The sequence below is a fragment of the Kitasatospora sp. NPDC001225 genome (genome assembly GCF_053597855.1).
In genome coordinates, this window is sequence record NZ_JBSFJC010000001.1 from 1 (window position 1) to 15,536 (window position 15,536).

12 protein-coding genes and 1 pseudogene are annotated in these 15,536 nt (G+C 70.6%); 6 read left to right on the top strand and 7 right to left on the bottom strand.

What is annotated here, in order from left to right; translation table 11 throughout:
• Positions 1-261, top strand: a pseudogene (locus ACWDCZ_RS00005) (hypothetical protein); the annotation flags it as partial.
• A gap of 308 nt (positions 262-569) precedes the next feature.
• Here the strand turns inward: ACWDCZ_RS00005 and gyrA are convergent.
• From gyrA to dnaA, 7 genes are all read right to left on the bottom strand, one after another.
• Positions 570-3,179, bottom strand: coding sequence for a DNA gyrase subunit A (gyrA, locus tag ACWDCZ_RS00010; RefSeq protein ID WP_049654618.1), 2,610 nt, complete (start codon positions 3,177-3,179; stop codon positions 570-572).
• 56 nt (positions 3,180-3,235) lie between these two features.
• Entirely contained in the window at positions 3,236-5,260 is a 2,025-nt protein-coding gene (gyrB, locus tag ACWDCZ_RS00015) for a DNA topoisomerase (ATP-hydrolyzing) subunit B (RefSeq protein WP_369808323.1), read from the bottom strand.
• 259 nt (positions 5,261-5,519) lie between these two features.
• Positions 5,520-6,059 carry a DUF721 domain-containing protein gene (locus ACWDCZ_RS00020; protein ID WP_049654619.1) on the bottom strand — a complete coding sequence of 180 codons (540 nt, stop codon included), beginning with the start codon at positions 6,057-6,059 and terminating at the stop codon, positions 5,520-5,522.
• 193 nt (positions 6,060-6,252) lie between these two features.
• Positions 6,253-7,386, bottom strand: coding sequence for a DNA replication/repair protein RecF (gene recF / locus ACWDCZ_RS00025; RefSeq protein ID WP_049654621.1), 1,134 nt, complete (start codon positions 7,384-7,386; stop codon positions 6,253-6,255).
• 41 nt (positions 7,387-7,427) lie between these two features.
• Entirely contained in the window at positions 7,428-8,303 is an 876-nt protein-coding gene (gnd, locus tag ACWDCZ_RS00030; protein ID WP_049654622.1) for a phosphogluconate dehydrogenase (NAD(+)-dependent, decarboxylating), read from the bottom strand.
• A gap of 170 nt (positions 8,304-8,473) precedes the next feature.
• Positions 8,474-9,604: a DNA polymerase III subunit beta gene (dnaN, locus tag ACWDCZ_RS00035; protein ID WP_074001900.1), complete on the bottom strand. Its 1,131-nt coding sequence runs from the start codon at positions 9,602-9,604 to the stop codon at positions 8,474-8,476.
• A 954-nt stretch (positions 9,605-10,558) separates the two neighbouring features.
• Positions 10,559-12,415 (bottom strand): chromosomal replication initiator protein DnaA, encoded by a 1,857-nt coding sequence (gene dnaA / locus ACWDCZ_RS00040; protein ID WP_074001899.1) that lies wholly within the window; start codon positions 12,413-12,415, stop codon positions 10,559-10,561.
• A gap of 353 nt (positions 12,416-12,768) precedes the next feature.
• On the opposite strand from dnaA, the gene rpmH reads away from it, so the two are divergent.
• The 5 genes from rpmH to ACWDCZ_RS00065 all read left to right on the top strand — a co-directional run bounded on the left by rpmH (position 12,769) and on the right by ACWDCZ_RS00065 (position 15,503).
• The gene (rpmH, locus tag ACWDCZ_RS00045) at positions 12,769-12,906 is read left to right on the top strand and encodes a 50S ribosomal protein L34 (protein ID WP_030305394.1); all 138 of its coding nucleotides are present in this window, start codon (positions 12,769-12,771) and stop codon (positions 12,904-12,906) included.
• Positions 12,907-12,924: 18 nt separating this feature from the next.
• Entirely contained in the window at positions 12,925-13,353 is a 429-nt protein-coding gene (gene rnpA, locus ACWDCZ_RS00050; protein ID WP_049655849.1) for a ribonuclease P protein component, read from the top strand.
• Positions 13,350-13,721, top strand: a complete 372-nt coding sequence (gene yidD, locus ACWDCZ_RS00055) for a membrane protein insertion efficiency factor YidD (protein WP_049655851.1) — start codon at positions 13,350-13,352, stop codon at positions 13,719-13,721. Before rnpA ends, yidD begins: the two co-directional genes overlap by 4 nt.
• Positions 13,718-14,890, top strand: a complete 1,173-nt coding sequence (gene yidC / locus ACWDCZ_RS00060; RefSeq protein WP_449814796.1) for a membrane protein insertase YidC — start codon at positions 13,718-13,720, stop codon at positions 14,888-14,890. Before yidD ends, yidC begins: the two co-directional genes overlap by 4 nt.
• An 82-nt stretch (positions 14,891-14,972) precedes the next feature.
• The gene (locus tag ACWDCZ_RS00065; RefSeq protein ID WP_049655854.1) at positions 14,973-15,503 is read left to right on the top strand and encodes a Jag family protein; all 531 of its coding nucleotides are present in this window, start codon (positions 14,973-14,975) and stop codon (positions 15,501-15,503) included.
• The last annotated feature ends 33 nt before the right edge of the window (positions 15,504-15,536 follow it).

Sequence of the window (15,536 nt, forward strand, 5' to 3'; positions counted from 1 at the left end):
CTAGTCGCGACGGGCGGCCGCCACGTCCGCCACGGCGGTGGCCATCGGCACCTGGATGCCCAGGACGTTCCGCGTGGTGTGGGCGGCGCCGCCCCGGTGGGGGTGCCGCCGGCCGGGGTCGCCCCGACCGGGGTCCCGCCCGCCGGGGTGTGGCCCGGGCTCCGGGTGCCCCGGGCCGGGGTCGGCTGCCCCTTGGCGTACGTGGTCGGCTGCGAGAAGCCGGCCTGGCCGCTCGGCGGCGCGGGCGTCTGCCCCCCGTAGGTCGCACCGCTCTGGCCCGCTCCACCGGCCGGCGGCATCAGCGAGGTGGACGCGGCCGAGTGCTCGGTCGGCGGCTGCGGAACGCCGTACGCACCCCCGCCCTGCGCGCCCGGACGGCCGCCGGAGGTTCCTCCCGCAGCACCCGTGGCTCCACTCACCTGGTCCTCCCGCACTTCCCACCAGGACGGCGGCGCCGCCCTGCTTCGTCACTCGTCATCCAGCGCCCGGCGGGATTGCCCGGAACTGGTCGGCGTCCGGTGCCGCCGCATCCATACTCTGGACGCGGCGGCACCGGTCTGCGGTTCGGTTCAGGCCTCGACGTCTCCGTCGACCGCCGTCTCCGCTCCCTCGGCCGTCTCGGTGGACTCGGTACCCGCCACCTCGTCCTCCGCCGTCTCCTCGTCCTCGGCCTCCGCGTTGCGGGCCATGCCCACGACCGCGTCGCGCTTTCCGAGGTTGATCAGTTGGACGCCCATGGTGTCACGTCCGGTTTCACGAACCTCGGAAACCCTCGTGCGGATCACCCCACCCGAGAGGGTGATCGCCATGATCTCGTCGGATTCGTCGACCACGAGCGCGCCGACCAGCGAGCCCCGGCCCTCGACGATCTTCGCCGCCTTGGTGCCGTAGCCGCCGCGCCCCTGGACACGGTACTCGTCCACCCCGGTGCGCTTGGCGTAGCCGCCGTCCGTGGCGGTGAAGACGTAGGTGCCCGGACGGACGACGTTCATCGAGAGCAGTTCGTCGTCCTCGCGGAAGGCCATGCCCTTGACGCCGGAGGTGGCGCGGCCGGTCGGGCGCAGGGCGTCGTCGGTCGCGGTGAAGCGGATCGACTGGGCCTTCTTGGAGACCAGCAGCAGGTCGTCCTCGGCGGAGACCAGCTCGGCGCCGATCAGCTCGTCGTCCTGGCCCTCCTCGTCCTGGCGCAGGTTGATCGCGATCAGGCCGCCGGAGCGCGGCGAGTCGTAGTCCTTGAGCGCGGACTTCTTCACCAGGCCGGCCCGGGTGGCGAGGACCAGGTACGGCTTGTCCTCGTACGTCCGCACAGCCATCACCTGGGCGATGTGCTCGTCCGGCTGGAAGGCCAGCAGGTTGGCGACGTGCTGGCCGCGGGCGTCGCGCCCGGCGTCCGGCAGCTCGTAGCCCTTGGCGCGGTAGACCCGGCCCTTGTTGGTGAAGAACAGGATCCAGTTGTGGGTCGTCGTCACGAAGAAGTGGTCGACGATGTCGTCCTGCTTCAGCTGGGCACCGCGCACGCCCTTGCCGCCGCGCTTCTGCGAGCGGTAGAGGTCGGAGCGGGTCCGCTTGACGTAGCCGCCACGGGTGATCGTGACGACGATGTCCTCCTCGGCGATGAGGTCCTCGATGGAGAGGTCGCCGTCGGAGGGGATGAGGGTGGAGCGCCGCTCGTCGCCGTACTTGTCGACGATCGCGGTGAGCTCCTCGGAGATGATCTCCCGCTGGCGGACCGGCGAGGCCAGGATCGCGTTGTACTCGTCGATCTTGCGCTGGAGCTCGTCGTGCTCGTCCATGATCCGCTGGCGCTCGAGGGCGGCCAGTCGGCGCAGCTGCATCTCCAGGATCGCGTTGGCCTGGAGCTCGTCGATGTCGAGCAGGCCCATCAGGCCGGTGCGGGCGGCGTCGGCGCTGGCCGAGGCCCGGATCAGCGCGATGACCTCGTCGATCAGGTCCAGGGCCTTCAGCAGGGCGCGCAGGATGTGCGCGCGCTCCTCGGCCTTGCGCAGCCGGAAGGTGGTGCGCCGGACGATGACCTCGACCTGGTGGTTGACCCAGTGCCGGATGAAGGCGTCGAGCGACAGCGTGCGCGGCACGCCGTCGACCAGGGCCAGCATGTTGGCGCCGAAGTTGGTCTGCAGCTCGGTGTGCTTGTACAGGTTGTTCAGCACGACCTTGGCGACCGCGTCGCGCTTGAGCACGACCACCAGGCGGGTGCCGGTGCGGGACGAGGACTCGTCCCGGACGTCGGCGATGCCGGCGATCTTGCCGTCCTTGACCAGGTCGGCGATCTTCAGCGCGAGGTTGTCCGGGTTGACCTGGTACGGCAGCTCGGTGATCACCAGGCACTGGCGGCCCTGGATCTCCTCGACCTCGACGACGGCCCGCATGGTGACCGAGCCGCGGCCGGTGCGGTAGTAGTCGTCGATGCCGCGGCGGCCGACGATCAGCGCGCCGGTCGGGAAGTCGGGGCCCTTGATCCGCTCGACCAGGGCGTCCAGCAGCTCCTCGGCGGAGGCCTCCGGGTTCTCCAGGTACCAGAGCGCGCCGGAGGCGACCTCGCGGAGGTTGTGCGGCGGGATGTTGGTGGCCATGCCGACCGCGATGCCGGTGGCACCGTTGACCAGCAGGTTGGGGATGCGCGCGGGCAGGACGGTCGGCTCCTGCGAGCGGCCGTCGTAGTTGGGCGCGAAGTCGACGGTCTCCTCGTCGATGTCGCGCATCATCTCCATGGCCAGCGGCATCAGCTTGCACTCGGTGTAGCGCATGGCCGCCGCCGGGTCGTTGCCCGGGGAGCCGAAGTTGCCGTTGCCGTCCACCAGCGGCATCCGCAGCGACCACGGCTGGGCCAGGCGGACCACGGTGTCGTAGATCGAGGTGTCACCGTGCGGGTGGTAGTTGCCCATGACGTCGCCGACGACGCGGGCGCACTTGTAGTAGCCCTTCTCGGGCCGGTACCCGCCGTCGTACATCGCGTAGAGCACGCGGCGGTGCACCGGCTTGAGGCCGTCGCGGACCTCGGGGAGCGCCCGGCTGACGATCACGCTCATCGCGTAGTCGAGGTAGGAGCGCTGCATCTCGGTCTCGAGCTCGACCGGCTCGATCCGCATGGTCACCTGGGCGGTGCCCTCGGCTGCGGGGGTCTCGGGCTGTTCGCCTTCGGGACGGTTGTCGTCGACCACTGGTGGTCAGTTTCCTTTCACGCGGACTGGAACGTGCGGGGCCTGCGGTGCAGGCGTCACACGTCCAGGAAGCGAACGTCCTTGGCGTTGCGCTGGATGAAGGAGCGGCGCGCCTCGACGTCCTCGCCCATCAGCACGGAGAACAGCTCGTCGGCACGGGCGGCGTCCTCCAGGGTGACCTGGAGCAGCAGGCGGTGCTCGGCGTCCATGGTGGTGACCCGGAGCTCCTCGGCGTTCATCTCGCCGAGACCCTTGAAGCGCTGGATCGCGTCGTCCTTGGGCAGCCGGCGCCCGGCCTCCACCCCGGCCGCGATCAGCGCGTCGCGCTCGCGGTCGGAGTAGGCGTACTCGAAGTCGTCCTTGCCCCACTTGATCTTGTACAGCGGCGGCATGGCGAGGTAGACGTACCCGGACTCGACCAGCGGCCGCATGAAGCGGAACAGCAGGGTGAGCAGCAGGGTGCGGATGTGCTGTCCGTCGACGTCGGCGTCGGCCATCAGGACGATCTTGTGGTACCGCAGCTTGGACTCGTCGTAGTCCTCCTGGATGCCGCAGCCGAAGGCCGAGATGAGCGCCTGGACCTCGGTGTTCTGGAGGACCTTGTCGATCCGGGCCTTCTCGACGTTCAGGATCTTGCCGCGGATCGGCAGGATGGCCTGGGTGCGCGGGTCGCGGCCCTGCTTGGCCGAGCCGCCGGCGGAGTCACCCTCGACGATGAAGATCTCGCACTCGGACGGGTCCTTGGACTGGCAGTCCGAGAGCTTGCCCGGCAGCGAGGCGGACTCCAGCAGGCCCTTGCGGCGGGTCAGGTCGCGGGCCTTGCGGGCGGCGACGCGCGCGGTGGCGGCCTGGATGGACTTGCGGATGATGTCCGCGGCCTCGTTGGGGTTGCGGTCCAGCCAGTCGTTGAGGTGCTCGTGGACGACCTTCTGGACGAAGGTCTTGGCCTCGGTGTTGCCGAGCTTGTCCTTGGTCTGGCCCTCGAACTGGGGCTCGCCGAGCTTGACCGAGATGATCGCGGTCAGACCCTCGCGGATGTCCTCGCCGGAGAGGTTGTCGTCCTTCTCGCGGAGCAGCTTCTTGTCCCGCGCGTAGCGGTTGACCAGGCCGGTCAGCGCGGCGCGGAAGCCCTCCTCGTGGGTGCCGCCGCCGTGGGTGTGGATGGTGTTGGCGAAGCTGTAGACCCCCTCGGTGTAGGAGGAGTTCCACTGCATCGCGATCTCCACCGAGATCGCCTTGTCCTTGTCCTCCGCCTCGAAGTCGATCACCGAGGGGTGGACGACCTCGCCCTTGCGGGAGTTGAGGTGGGCGACGAAGTCGGCGATGCCGCCGTCGTACTTGTACGTGACGGTGAGCGGCTTGCCCTCCTCGTCCGCGTGCTCGGGGCGCTCGTCGGTCAGCGAGATCGACAGGCCCTTGTTGAGGAAGGCCATCTCCTGGAAGCGCCGGGAGAGCGTCTCGAAGGAGTAGACGGTGGTCTCGAAGATGTCGCCGTCGGCCCAGAAGGTCACCGTGGTGCCGGTGCGGTCGGTCTCCGCGCCCTTGACCAGGGGGGCGGTCGGCGCGCCCATCTTGTAGTCCTGGGTCCAGATGTGGCCGTCCCGGTGGATCTCCACCGAGAGCCGGGTGGACAGCGCGTTCACCACGGAGACGCCCACGCCGTGCAGACCGCCGGAGACGGCGTAGCCGCCGCCGCCGAACTTGCCGCCGGCGTGCAGGACGGTGAGCACGACCTCGACGGCGGGCTTGTCCTGGCCGGGGACGATGTCCACCGGGATGCCGCGGCCGTTGTCGACGCAGCGGATGGCGCCGTCGGCCATGATCGTGACGTCGATGGTGTCGGCGTGCCCGGCCATCGCCTCGTCGACGGAGTTGTCCACGACCTCCTGCACCAGGTGGTGCAGGCCGCGCTCGCCCGTCGAACCGATGTACATGCCGGGGCGCTTGCGGACGGCGTCGAGGCCTTCCAGCACCTGGATGTTGCTACCGGTGTAGGAAGCCTGCTCGGACTGGTCTGGGGTCTGGCTGGGGTTGCCGGAATCGGCCACGAAGCGCCCTCTCTGGCACAGCACGGGTCGCATGCCCACCCCGTACGGGCGGGCGTGCGACCACAGCGTTTCGACTCGGTTGCCACTAGCAACAGTGTTTGGCTTTCAGTCTACCGGTACGACTGACAGAGATGGGCGTTTGGCAGCCCTTGAGGGCAGATATGCCGCCCTGAATCCCCTCGGGACATGTCCCGATACTCGCCCGGGGGGCCCAGGGCGCCTGGAAGGGCTGTCAGGGGTTCCGGAAGATCGCCATCCGATCCGCGCCCCCGCCGGCCGTCCGAGGTCCCGGTCAGCCCCAGGTGTCGCCCGGCCCCTTGCTCCCGGGCGCGCGCAGCCGGCCGTAGCCGCGGGCGGGCGCCGCGGGGCCGAGCACCTTGATGGTCCGGACCGTCCCGTGGCCCAGTTCGTGGTTCAGACGGGCCACCAACTGCCGTGCCAGCCAGCGTAGTTGGGTGGCCCAGGCGGTGGAGTCGCACTGCACGGTGAGCACCGCGGCGGCCTCGTCGTAGGAGGAGGGGTGGCAGTGCGCGGCGATGTCCGGGCCGACGATCTGCGGCCAGCGGCCCATCACCCCGCCGACGGCGGCCGAGGACTCCCAGCCGCGCTCGGTCAGCAGCCGGTTGAGCGCCGCGCCCAGCGGGACCGGGTCGCGGCCGTCCGAGCGGGCGCCGCTGCGCAGGCCGTGCCGCTTCGCCTCGCGCTTCTCCCGGACCTGCTCGCCGCGCTGACGGGCCTGGGCCCGGGCCGCGCGCAGCGCGGAGCGGGCGAGGTCGGCACCGGTCGGCGCCGGGGCACCGGGCTCGGGGGAGTGCTCCGCCGGCTCGCTCACGGCGATCTCCTTTCCCCAGCCTGTGGACAACGGTCGCGGTCGCGCGCCCGCCGAGCCGTCCAGCCTACGGGAGCCGCCGGGCCCCTCGGGCCGGGGCGGGGGCGCGCGGTGCGCGGAAGCGGTCGCGGTCCGGTGACGGCGGTGTGGTGGTGCGGGTGGAGGGGTGTGCAGCGGTGCGGACGCGGGGGCGCGGTCAGGCGTCGACCCGGCGCACCGCGCCGTCGGAGACCGCGAACCGGGCGCCGGCCAGCGCCTTCGGCACGTCCTCGGCGACCGCCGCGGTCACCAGCACCTGCTCGCCGCCGGCCACCAGCTCGGCCAGCCGGTCCCGGCGGGCGGCGTCCAGCTCGGCGAACACGTCGTCCAGGATCAGCACCGGCTCGCCGCCGTCGGCGCGCAGCAGCTCGTACGAGGCCAGCCGCAGCGCCAGCGCGAACGACCAGGACTCGCCGTGGCTGGCGTAGCCCTTGGCGGGCAGCGGGCCAAGCTTGAGCCCCAGCTCGTCGCGGTGCGGGCCGACCAGGGTGACACCCCGCTCGACCTCCTGCTTGCGGACCGCCTGCAGCGCGTTCAGCAGCTGCTCCTCGGCCTGCTCGCGACTGGTCGGCAGCTCGCCCTCGAAGGAGCTGCGGTACTCCAGGGCGGTCTCGCCGCCGCCGGGGGCCAGCTGCCCGTACGCGGCCGCCACCAGGGGCTGCAGGGCGGCCACCAGCTGGATCCGGAAGGCCGTCAACTCGGCGCCCGCGCGGGCCAGATGGCCGTCCCAGACCTCCAGGGTGGACAGGTCCGCGCCCTTGCCGCCGCCGGCCCGGCGGGCCATCGCGGCGGTCTTCAGCAGGGCGTTGCGCTGCTTGAGCACCCGCTCGTAGTCCTGCCGCACCCCGGCCAGCCGGGGTGCCCGGGCGGTCAGCAGCTCGTCCAGGAAGCGCCGCCGCTCACCCGGGTCGCCCTTGACCAGGCTGAGGTCCTCGGGGGCGAACAGCACGGTGCGCAGCAGGCCCAGGACGTCCCGCGGGCGGACGTTGTCGGAGCGGTTGATCCGGGCCCGGTTGGCCTTGCCCGGGGTGAGCTCCAGCTCGATCAGGGTGGACCGGCCGCGGTCCACCACCGAGGTGCGGACCACCGCCCGCTCGGCGCCCAGCCGGATCAGCGGGGCGTCGGTGGCGACCCGGTGGCTGCCCAGGGTGGCCACGTAGCCGATCGCCTCGACCAGGTTGGTCTTGCCCTGGCCGTTGGGCCCCACGAAGGCGGTCACGCCCGGGTCGAGGGGAACCTCGGCCCGGGCGTACGACCGGAAGTCGGCGAGCGACAGGTGCGCGACGTGCATGGCTGTGGACTGCGCCCGCCTTCTTGGGGAGGACCTGCTGGTTACTTGGACTCGACCGCGTGGCCGCCGAACTGGTTGCGCAGCGCGGCGATCATCTTCATCTGCGGCGAGTCCTCCTGGCGGGAGGCGAAGCGGGCGAACAGCGAGGCGGTGATCGCCGGCAGCGGCACGGCGTGGTCGATCGCGGCCTCGACGGTCCAGCGGCCCTCGCCGGAGTCGGCGGCCCAGCCGCGCAGCTTGTCCAGGTGCTCGTCCTCGTCCAGGGCGCGGACGGCCAGGTCCAGCAGCCAGGAGCGGATGACGGTGCCCTCCTGCCAGCTGCGGAAGACGTCGCGCACGTCGGTGACCTCGGGGGCGGCCTCCAGCAGCTCCCAGCCCTCGGCGAAGGCCTGCATCATCGCGTACTCGATGCCGTTGTGGACCATCTTGGCGAAGTGGCCGGCGCCCACCGCGCCCGCGTGCACCGAGCCGAACTCGCCCTCGGGCTTGAGGGCGTCGAAGACCGGCTGGGCCTTCGCGACGTGCTCGGCGTCGCCGCCGTACATCAGCGCGTAGCCGTTCTCCAGGCCCCAGACGCCGCCGGAGACGCCGCAGTCCACGAAGCCGATGCCCTTGGCGGCCAGCGCCTCGGCGTGCTTGACGTCGTCGGTCCAGCGGGAGTTGCCGCCGTCGACCACCACGTCGCCGGGGGAGAGCAGCTCGGCGAGCTCGTCGACGGTCGCCTGGGTGGCGGCGCCCGCCGGGACCATGACCCAGACCACGCGCGGGCCCTGGAGCTTGCTGACGAGCTCCTGGAGGCTCTCGACGTCGGAGATGTCAGGGTTGCGGTCGTAGCCGATGACGGTGTGGCCGGCGCGGCGGATCCGCTCGCGCATGTTGCCGCCCATCTTGCCGAGACCGATGAGGCCGAGCTCCATGACCAAGTCCTTACCTGTGGTGACGTGCCTGCCGGCGGCGCCGTTGCCGCACTCCTTGAGCCTACGCGCTGGAGCGGCCCCGCCCGGCTGCGGTCGGGGCCGGCCGGGGGAGACGGCCACAGGCTGTGCACAGCGGGTGTGCACAGCCTGTGGCCGAAGGACGGGCGGGATCAGCCGGAGAGGCGGACCGGCATGATCAGGTACTGGTAGGCCTTGTCCTCCTCGGCGTCCACCGAGACCTTGCCGCTGAGCAGCGCGGGCTTGGTCGGGGTGGTGAAGCTGAGCTGGGCGAAGGGGGAGTCGATGGCCTTGAGGCCCTCCTCCAGGTAGCCCGGGTTGAACGCGATCGAGATGGCGTCGCCCTCCAGGGAGGCCTCGATCCGCTCGGTGGCCTGGGCGTCGTCGCCCGAACCGGCCTCCAGCGTCAGCACGCCCTCCTCGAAGTTGAGGCGGACCGGGGTGTTGCGCTCGGCGACCAGCGAGACGCGCTTGAGCGCCTCCAGGAAGGGCTGGGTCTGGATCGCGGCGATCGCGTTGAACTCGGTCGGGAAGAGGCTGCGGAACTTGGGGAACTCGCCCTCCAGCAGCCGGGTGGTCGTCCGGCGGCCGGCGCCCTCGAAGCCGATCAGGCCCTCGCCCGCGCCGCCCGAGGAGAGCGCGATGGAGACGTTGTCGCCGCTGCCCAGGGACTTGGCGATGTCCTGGAGGGTCTTGGCGGGGACCAGCGCGACGGCAGAGATGTCCGACTGCTCGGGCTTCCACAGCAGCTCGCGGACGGCGAAGCGGTAGCGGTCGGTGGCGGCCAGGGTGATCCGGTCGCCCTCGATCTCGACCCGGACACCGGTGAGCACCGGGAGGGTGTCGTCCCGGCCGGCGGCGACCGCGGCCTGGCTGACGGCCGAGGCGAAGACGTCCCCGGAGACGGTGCCGGTGGCGGTCGGCATCTGGGGCAGCGCCGGGTACTCGTCCACCGGGAGGGTGGGGAGGGTGAACCGGGAGCTGCCGCAGACCACGCTGACCCGCTGGCCGTCGGTGGAGATCTCCACCGGCCGGTTGGGGAGGTTGCGGGAGATGTCGTTCAGCAGCCGGCCGGAGACCAGGACGGTGCCGGCCTCCTCGACGTCCGCCTCCAGCTCGACCCGGGCCGAGACCTCGTAGTCGAAGCCGGACAGCGCCAGGCTGCCCTCCTGCGCGGTCAGCAGCAGGCCGGCCAGCACCGGCACCGGCGGCCGTGCCGGGAGGCTGCGGGCAGCCCAGGCCACCGCCTCCGCGAGGACGTCACGCTCCACCCGGAACTTCACCGGTAACCGCCTCCTGGATCGAGCGCTCCCGCTCGCACTCTGGTTCGTCTGATCTTGATCGTCGGTTCGGCTGTCCACCGAGCTCGGTCACTCCGCTTCCAGTCGCAAGGACAGTCTGACGTACTCCGCCGACAGACGGGGCAGACGGGCGGAAGCGACCCGAACTGTTGTCGGGGCCCGGTTGTCCACAGATTCGGGGCCCACCCACTTTGAAAGCAAGTCCGGGGTCTAAATGTGTAGTGGTAGTAGTAGGGCCTGTGGAAACCGTGGATAACCCTGTTTCCGCAGGTCAGAGCCCGAATTTTGTCCACAGCGGGTGTGGACGGCGGCTGTGGACGGGCAGGCCGCGCTGTGGACAGCCGAGCGTTACCCACAGGGCACGCAGGGTATCCACAGGTTATCCCCAGGGCTGTCCCCAGATCCGGGCCCGGTTATCCACGGGCGCCGGTCAACTTTACGTGACGCCTTTCACACCAGGGTATGAACGCCAGCCCACGGTTGTCGAACTGTGGACGCCGCTGTGGACAACCTGGGGATAACCGGTCCTCCCCTGGGGACAACCGGTGGATAACCCGGACGGCCCACTGTGGACCCGTCAATTGTCCACACCCTGTGGATAACCGTTGTGCACAAGTCCACAGGCACCTGACCTGCGCGGAAGAGCGTAGCGGCGACGGGCCTGTGGACGAATTCTGGATAACTCCGCACTCCCCACCCTGTGGACGGCGGCGGAGGGGCCTGTCCTGTGGACAACGGCCTTGCGCGCCCCCGGGTTTCGAATCACCGGTCAGTTGTTCGGCGCGGGCTGTGGACTGGCGGACCGTTCGTCGAGGGCATCCCTGCCCAGCCGGCGCGCGACGCACACCTGGGGACACGAGAAAGGGCGTCAGGATTCGCTCCTGACGCCCTTGGGGGCCCGACTTCGGACCCGGGGCCCCGCCGTGCCTGCTCCGGCTAGCTCTTGATGCGGTTGGTGAGTTCGGTGACCTGGTTGTAGATCGAGCGCCGCTCGGCCATCAGCGAGCGGATCTTGCGGTCCGCGTGCATCACCGTGGTGTGGTCGCGGCCGCCGAACTGCGCGCCGATCTTCGGCAGTGAGAGGTCGGTGAGCTCGCGGCAGAGGTACATCGCGATCTGCCGGGCCGTCACCAGCACCCGGCTGCGCGAGGACCCGCAGAGGTCGTCCACGCCCAGGCCGAAGTAGGCGGCGGTCTGCTGCATGATGACCTGCGCGGTGATCTCCGGGCCGGCGTCCTCGTCCCCGCCCGGGATCAGGTCCTTGAGGACGATCCCGGCCAACTCCAGGTCCACCGGGGCCCGGTTGAGGTTGGCGAAGGCGGTCACCCGGATCAGCGCGCCCTCCAACTCCCGGATGTTGCGGGTGATCCGGGAGGCGATGAACTCCAACACGTCGGCGGGAGCGTTGAGTTGCTCCTGGATCGCCTTCTTGCGCAGGATCGCGATCCGGGTCTCCAGCTCCGGCGGGGTGACGTCGGTGATCAGACCCCACTCGAAGCGGTTGCGCAGCCGGTCCTCCAGCGTGGTCAGCAGCTTGGGCGGCCGGTCCGAGGAGAGGACAATCTGCTTGTTCGCGTTGTGCAGGGTGTTGAAGGTGTGGAAGAACTCCTCCTGCGTGGACTCCTTGCTCGCGAGGAACTGGATGTCGTCCACGAGCAGGATGTCCATGTCCCGGTAGCGGCGGCGGAAGGTGTCCGCCTTGCCGTCCCGGATCGAGTTGATGAACTCGTTGGTGAACTCCTCCGAGGACACGTAGCGCACCCGGGTGCCCGGGAAGAGACTGCGCGAGTAGTGCCCGATGGCGTGCAGCAGGTGGGTCTTGCCCAGCCCGGACTCGCCGTAGATGAAGAGCGGGTTGTACGCCTTGGCCGGGGCCTCGGCGACCGCCACCGCCGCCGCGTGCGCGAAGCGGTTGCTGGCGCCGATGACGAAGGTGTCGAACAGGTACTTGGGGTTCAGCCGGGCGGCCGGCTCGTCCTTGCGGGAGCCGCCGGCCGGGGGAGCGCCGGGCGGGGCGGGCACGCCGGGGACGCCGGGACGCTCGGCGGAGCGCTCCGGGGCGGCCTTCTCGGCCGGGCGGCCGCCGGTGGGGCGGGAGCCGCCGGCCCGACGGCCGGCGCCGGTGCGGGGCTGCTCGTTCGGGCCGGGGCCGTAGGCGCCGCCGAAGAGGTCGCCCTGGGTGGTCGCGGGCGGGCCGGGGACGGGCCGCGGCGCCGGACGGGACGCGGGCTCCTCCGCGTCGCGGTAGCCGGGCGGCTGCTCCTGGTAGCCCTGCCAGCCGGGCCCGCCGCCGGGGCCGCCGTACGGGGCCTGGCGCTGCTCGTAGCCGCCGGTGTCGTAGCGGGGGCGCTCGTAGTCCTGCTCGTACCCCTGGCCCTGCTCGTACGGCTGCGGCTGCTCGTAGGGCTGGCCGTGCTCGTACGGCTGCTGGTAGCCCTGGCCGCCGTAGCCGGGGGTGTCGTCCTCGGCCGGGCCCGGGTAGGGCTCGGCGGGGGCCTGGGGGGCGGGTGCGGGGGTGGTCGGCACCGCGTTGGCGTCGACCATCACGGCGATCCGGACCGGGCGGCTGAGCTCACGGCTGAGGGCCTCGGTCAGCTGCGGCAGCAGCCGGCCCTCCAGCACCTGCTTGGCCCGCTCGTTCGGGGTCGCCAGCAGGGCGGTGTCGTGCATCATCCACATCGGCTGGGTGCGCTGCACCCACTGTTTGTCCATCTCCCCGACATCGGGGTCGGCGACCAGCCGCTCGACGACCCTGGCCCAGACCGGGACGAGGTCGCTGTTGACATCAGCCACTGGTGCACGCTTTCCAAGAACAAACCAGACAAGTTCTGCAACGGTAGTCAGCGAACAGGGACGGATCAAGTCGTTGTCCACAGGCTGTGGGTAAGACGGGCGAGAGACGGCTGGTTTGACCCCCGTGCCCCGTCCCGCGTACCGTAACCAGGTCGAGTTGTCGATGGCCGCTGCCGCATGTCCGCGGGTCCACCCGCTCCATAAGGCGCGCAGCACGGGCGCCGTGGATTGCCTCAAACCCCAGCCGAACTGGGGCGATGGGCCGGATTTCCGAATCAGGGGAGATCACGCGGACGCACGGTGACGGCCAAGCGATTCCCCGTCATCCTACGATTCACCTCAGGAGCCCCCGAGTGAGCAAGCGCACCTTCCAGCCGAACAACCGTCGTCGCGCGAAGACCCACGGCTTCCGGCTGCGTATGCGTACCCGCGCCGGCCGCGCCATCCTGGCCGCCCGCCGTGGCAAGGGCCGCAGCAGCCTGTCCGCCTGATCCGCGCCAGAGTCTGTTGTGCTGCCCTCCGAGAATCGGCTGCGGCGGCGCCAGGACTTCGCGACCGCGGTGAAACGCGGTCGCCGGGCCGGCCGGCCCCTTCTGGTCGTCCATCTCAGCAGAGACGGTGACCCGCAGGGGCAGACCGACCGGACCAGCGACTCCCGCCCGCACGTCGCCGAGGGGACTCCTTCGGCGCGTGCGGGTTTCGTCGTGAGCAAGGCCGTTGGCCCGGCGGTCGTTCGCAACCTGGTCAAGCGCCGGTTGCGCCATCTCGTTCGTGATCGTCTCTCCAGGCTGCCCGCCGGTAGCCTGATAGTGGTGCGTGCGCTGCCCCAGGCCGCGACCGCCTCGTACCAGGACCTCGAACGTGACCTGGACGCGGCACTGAAGCGGTTGCTGAGGACGGAGCCCGCCGCCACGGCGCCGACGGGAGCAGGTCGATGAAGTACCTGCTGATGGGTCTGATCAGGGTCTACCAGTGGACCATCAGCCCACTGCTCGGTCCGGTCTGCCGTTACTACCCCTCCTGCTCGCACTACGGCTACGAGGCCGTGAAGGTGCACGGAGCGGTCAAGGGCGGTGGGCTGACCGTGTGGCGCATCCTGCGCTGCAATCCGTGGACGCCCGGTGGGGTCGATCATGTCCCGCCGCGCAAGCATCCGGTGTGGCACCGGCGGTTGCGAGACTGGCTGAAGAGCCGGTCCGCCACCGGAGACCCGGTGACCGCCACCCCCGCCGGTCCGGACCCCGAGGGCCCGGCGACCATTGGCCCCGTGCGGCCAATCCACCTGTCCAAGGAGCCTGACCGGTGACCTTCTCCTTCCTGAATCCCCTGTACACAGCGGTGTCCTGGATCATCGTCCAGTTCCACTCGCTGTACAGCCACATCTTCAACCCGGACGGTGGCTGGGCCTGGGGTCTCGCCATCGCCTCGATGGTGGTCGTCATCCGGATCTGCCTGATCCCGCTCTTCGTGAAGCAGATCAAGGCGACCCGGGCCATGCAGGCGATCCAGCCGAAGATGAAGGCCATCCAGGAGCGCTACAAGAACGACCGGCAGCGCCAGTCCGAAGAGATGATGAAGCTGTACAAGGAGGCGGGTACCAACCCGTTCTCCAGCTGCCTTCCCATCATCGTGCAGGCGCCGTTCTTCACCGCGCTCTACGGGGTGCTCGCCAAGGTCGCCAAGGGCCAGGACATCGGCGTCATCCACGGTGACCTGCTGGTGAGCGCCGGCAAGGCGCACATCTTCGGTGCCCCGCTCTCCGCGACCTTCGTGGGCAGCCCCGAGACCAGCGTCAAGATCGTCACCGCCGTGATGATCATCCTGATGTCGCTGTCGCAGTTCGTCACCCAGCGCCAGCTGATGACCAAGAACGTCGACCTCTCGGTGAAGACGCCGTTCATGCAGCAGCAGAAGATGCTGATGTACGTCTTCCCGATCATGTTCGCCGTGATGGGCATCAACTTCCCGGTCGGTGTCCTGGTCTACTGGCTGACCACCAACGTCTGGTCGATGGGCCAGCAGCTGGTCGTGATCCACAACAACCCGACCCCGGGCAGCAAGGCCTTCGAGGAGCGTCAGGCCCGTCTGAAGAAGGCCGGCCGGCTGCGTCCGGACGGTACGGAGATCAAGGGCGCGCTCTGGGGCATGCTGCCCCCGTCCAAGGCGGCCGTCAGCGAGGCGGCCAGCGCCGCCGCGGTGGTCGAGGAGTCGGTGCAGGTGCGCCGCCAGCAGCCCCGTCGGCAGAGCAAGGCCCAGCGCCAGCAGGCCGGTGTCGGACAGCCGACCGGCGAGCCGGACAAGGACAGCCAGGCGGAGGAAGCCGCCGACACGGCTCCGTCCGACAGCGTGCCGTCCGACTCCGGTGCCAAGTCGGCGGCCGCCAAGCAGGCCGCGGCGAAGCCCGCCGGTACCAAGCAGGGCACCCGGCAGCAGCCGAAGCGCGGTGGCGGCCAGCGGCCGAAGAAGAAGTCCTGACCGGTCCCGAGCCCGTTGTGACCGCCGCGAAGAGCTTCGTCCCCGGCCCGACAGACGGGCCCATCTCCGAAGGAGTCCATCAGTGACGGAAGGCACCACCTCCGCCGTCGAGGCCGAGGCCGCCGCCAGCGCCGACGAGAGCCTCATCTCCCGCCTGGAGCAGGAGGGCGACATCGCGGCGGACTACCTGGAGGGTCTGCTCGACATCGCGGACCTCGACGGTGACATCGACATGGACGTCGAGGGCGACCGCGCCCTGGTCTCCATCGTCAGCGACGGCAACGACCGTGCGCTGCAGCGCCTGGTCGGCCAGGACGGCGAGGTGCTGGAGGCCCTCCAGGAGCTGACCCGGTTGGCTGTCCACCGGGAGACCGGCGAGCGCAGCCGCCTCATGCTGGACATTGCCGGCTTCCGGGCCCGCAAGCGCGAGGAGCTGGCGGTGCTCGGCGCCCAGGCCGCCGAGCAGGCCAAGAGCAGTGGCGAGCAGGTCAAGCTGCGGCCGATGACTCCCTTCGAGCGCAAGGTCGTCCACGACGCGGTCGCCGCGGCCGGCCTGCGCAGCGAGTCCGAGGGCGAAGAGCCCCAGCGGTTCGTGGTCGTGCTGCCGGTCTGAGGCCGACAGGTCGACGACCGGCCGCCGCGGCGG

Excerpts from the sequence above, each read along its gene's own strand:
- recF (WP_049654621.1), bottom strand. The coding sequence starts at position 7,386 with ATGCACGTCGCGCACCTGTCGCTCGCCGACTTCCGGTCGTACGCCCGG.
- yidD (WP_049655851.1), top strand. The coding sequence starts at position 13,350 with ATGAAGTACCTGCTGATGGGTCTGATCAGGGTCTACCAGTGGACCATC.
- gnd (WP_049654622.1), bottom strand. The coding sequence starts at position 8,303 with ATGGAGCTCGGCCTCATCGGTCTCGGCAAGATGGGCGGCAACATGCGC.
- gyrB (WP_369808323.1), bottom strand. The coding sequence starts at position 5,260 with ATGCGACCCGTGCTGTGCCAGAGAGGGCGCTTCGTGGCCGATTCCGGC.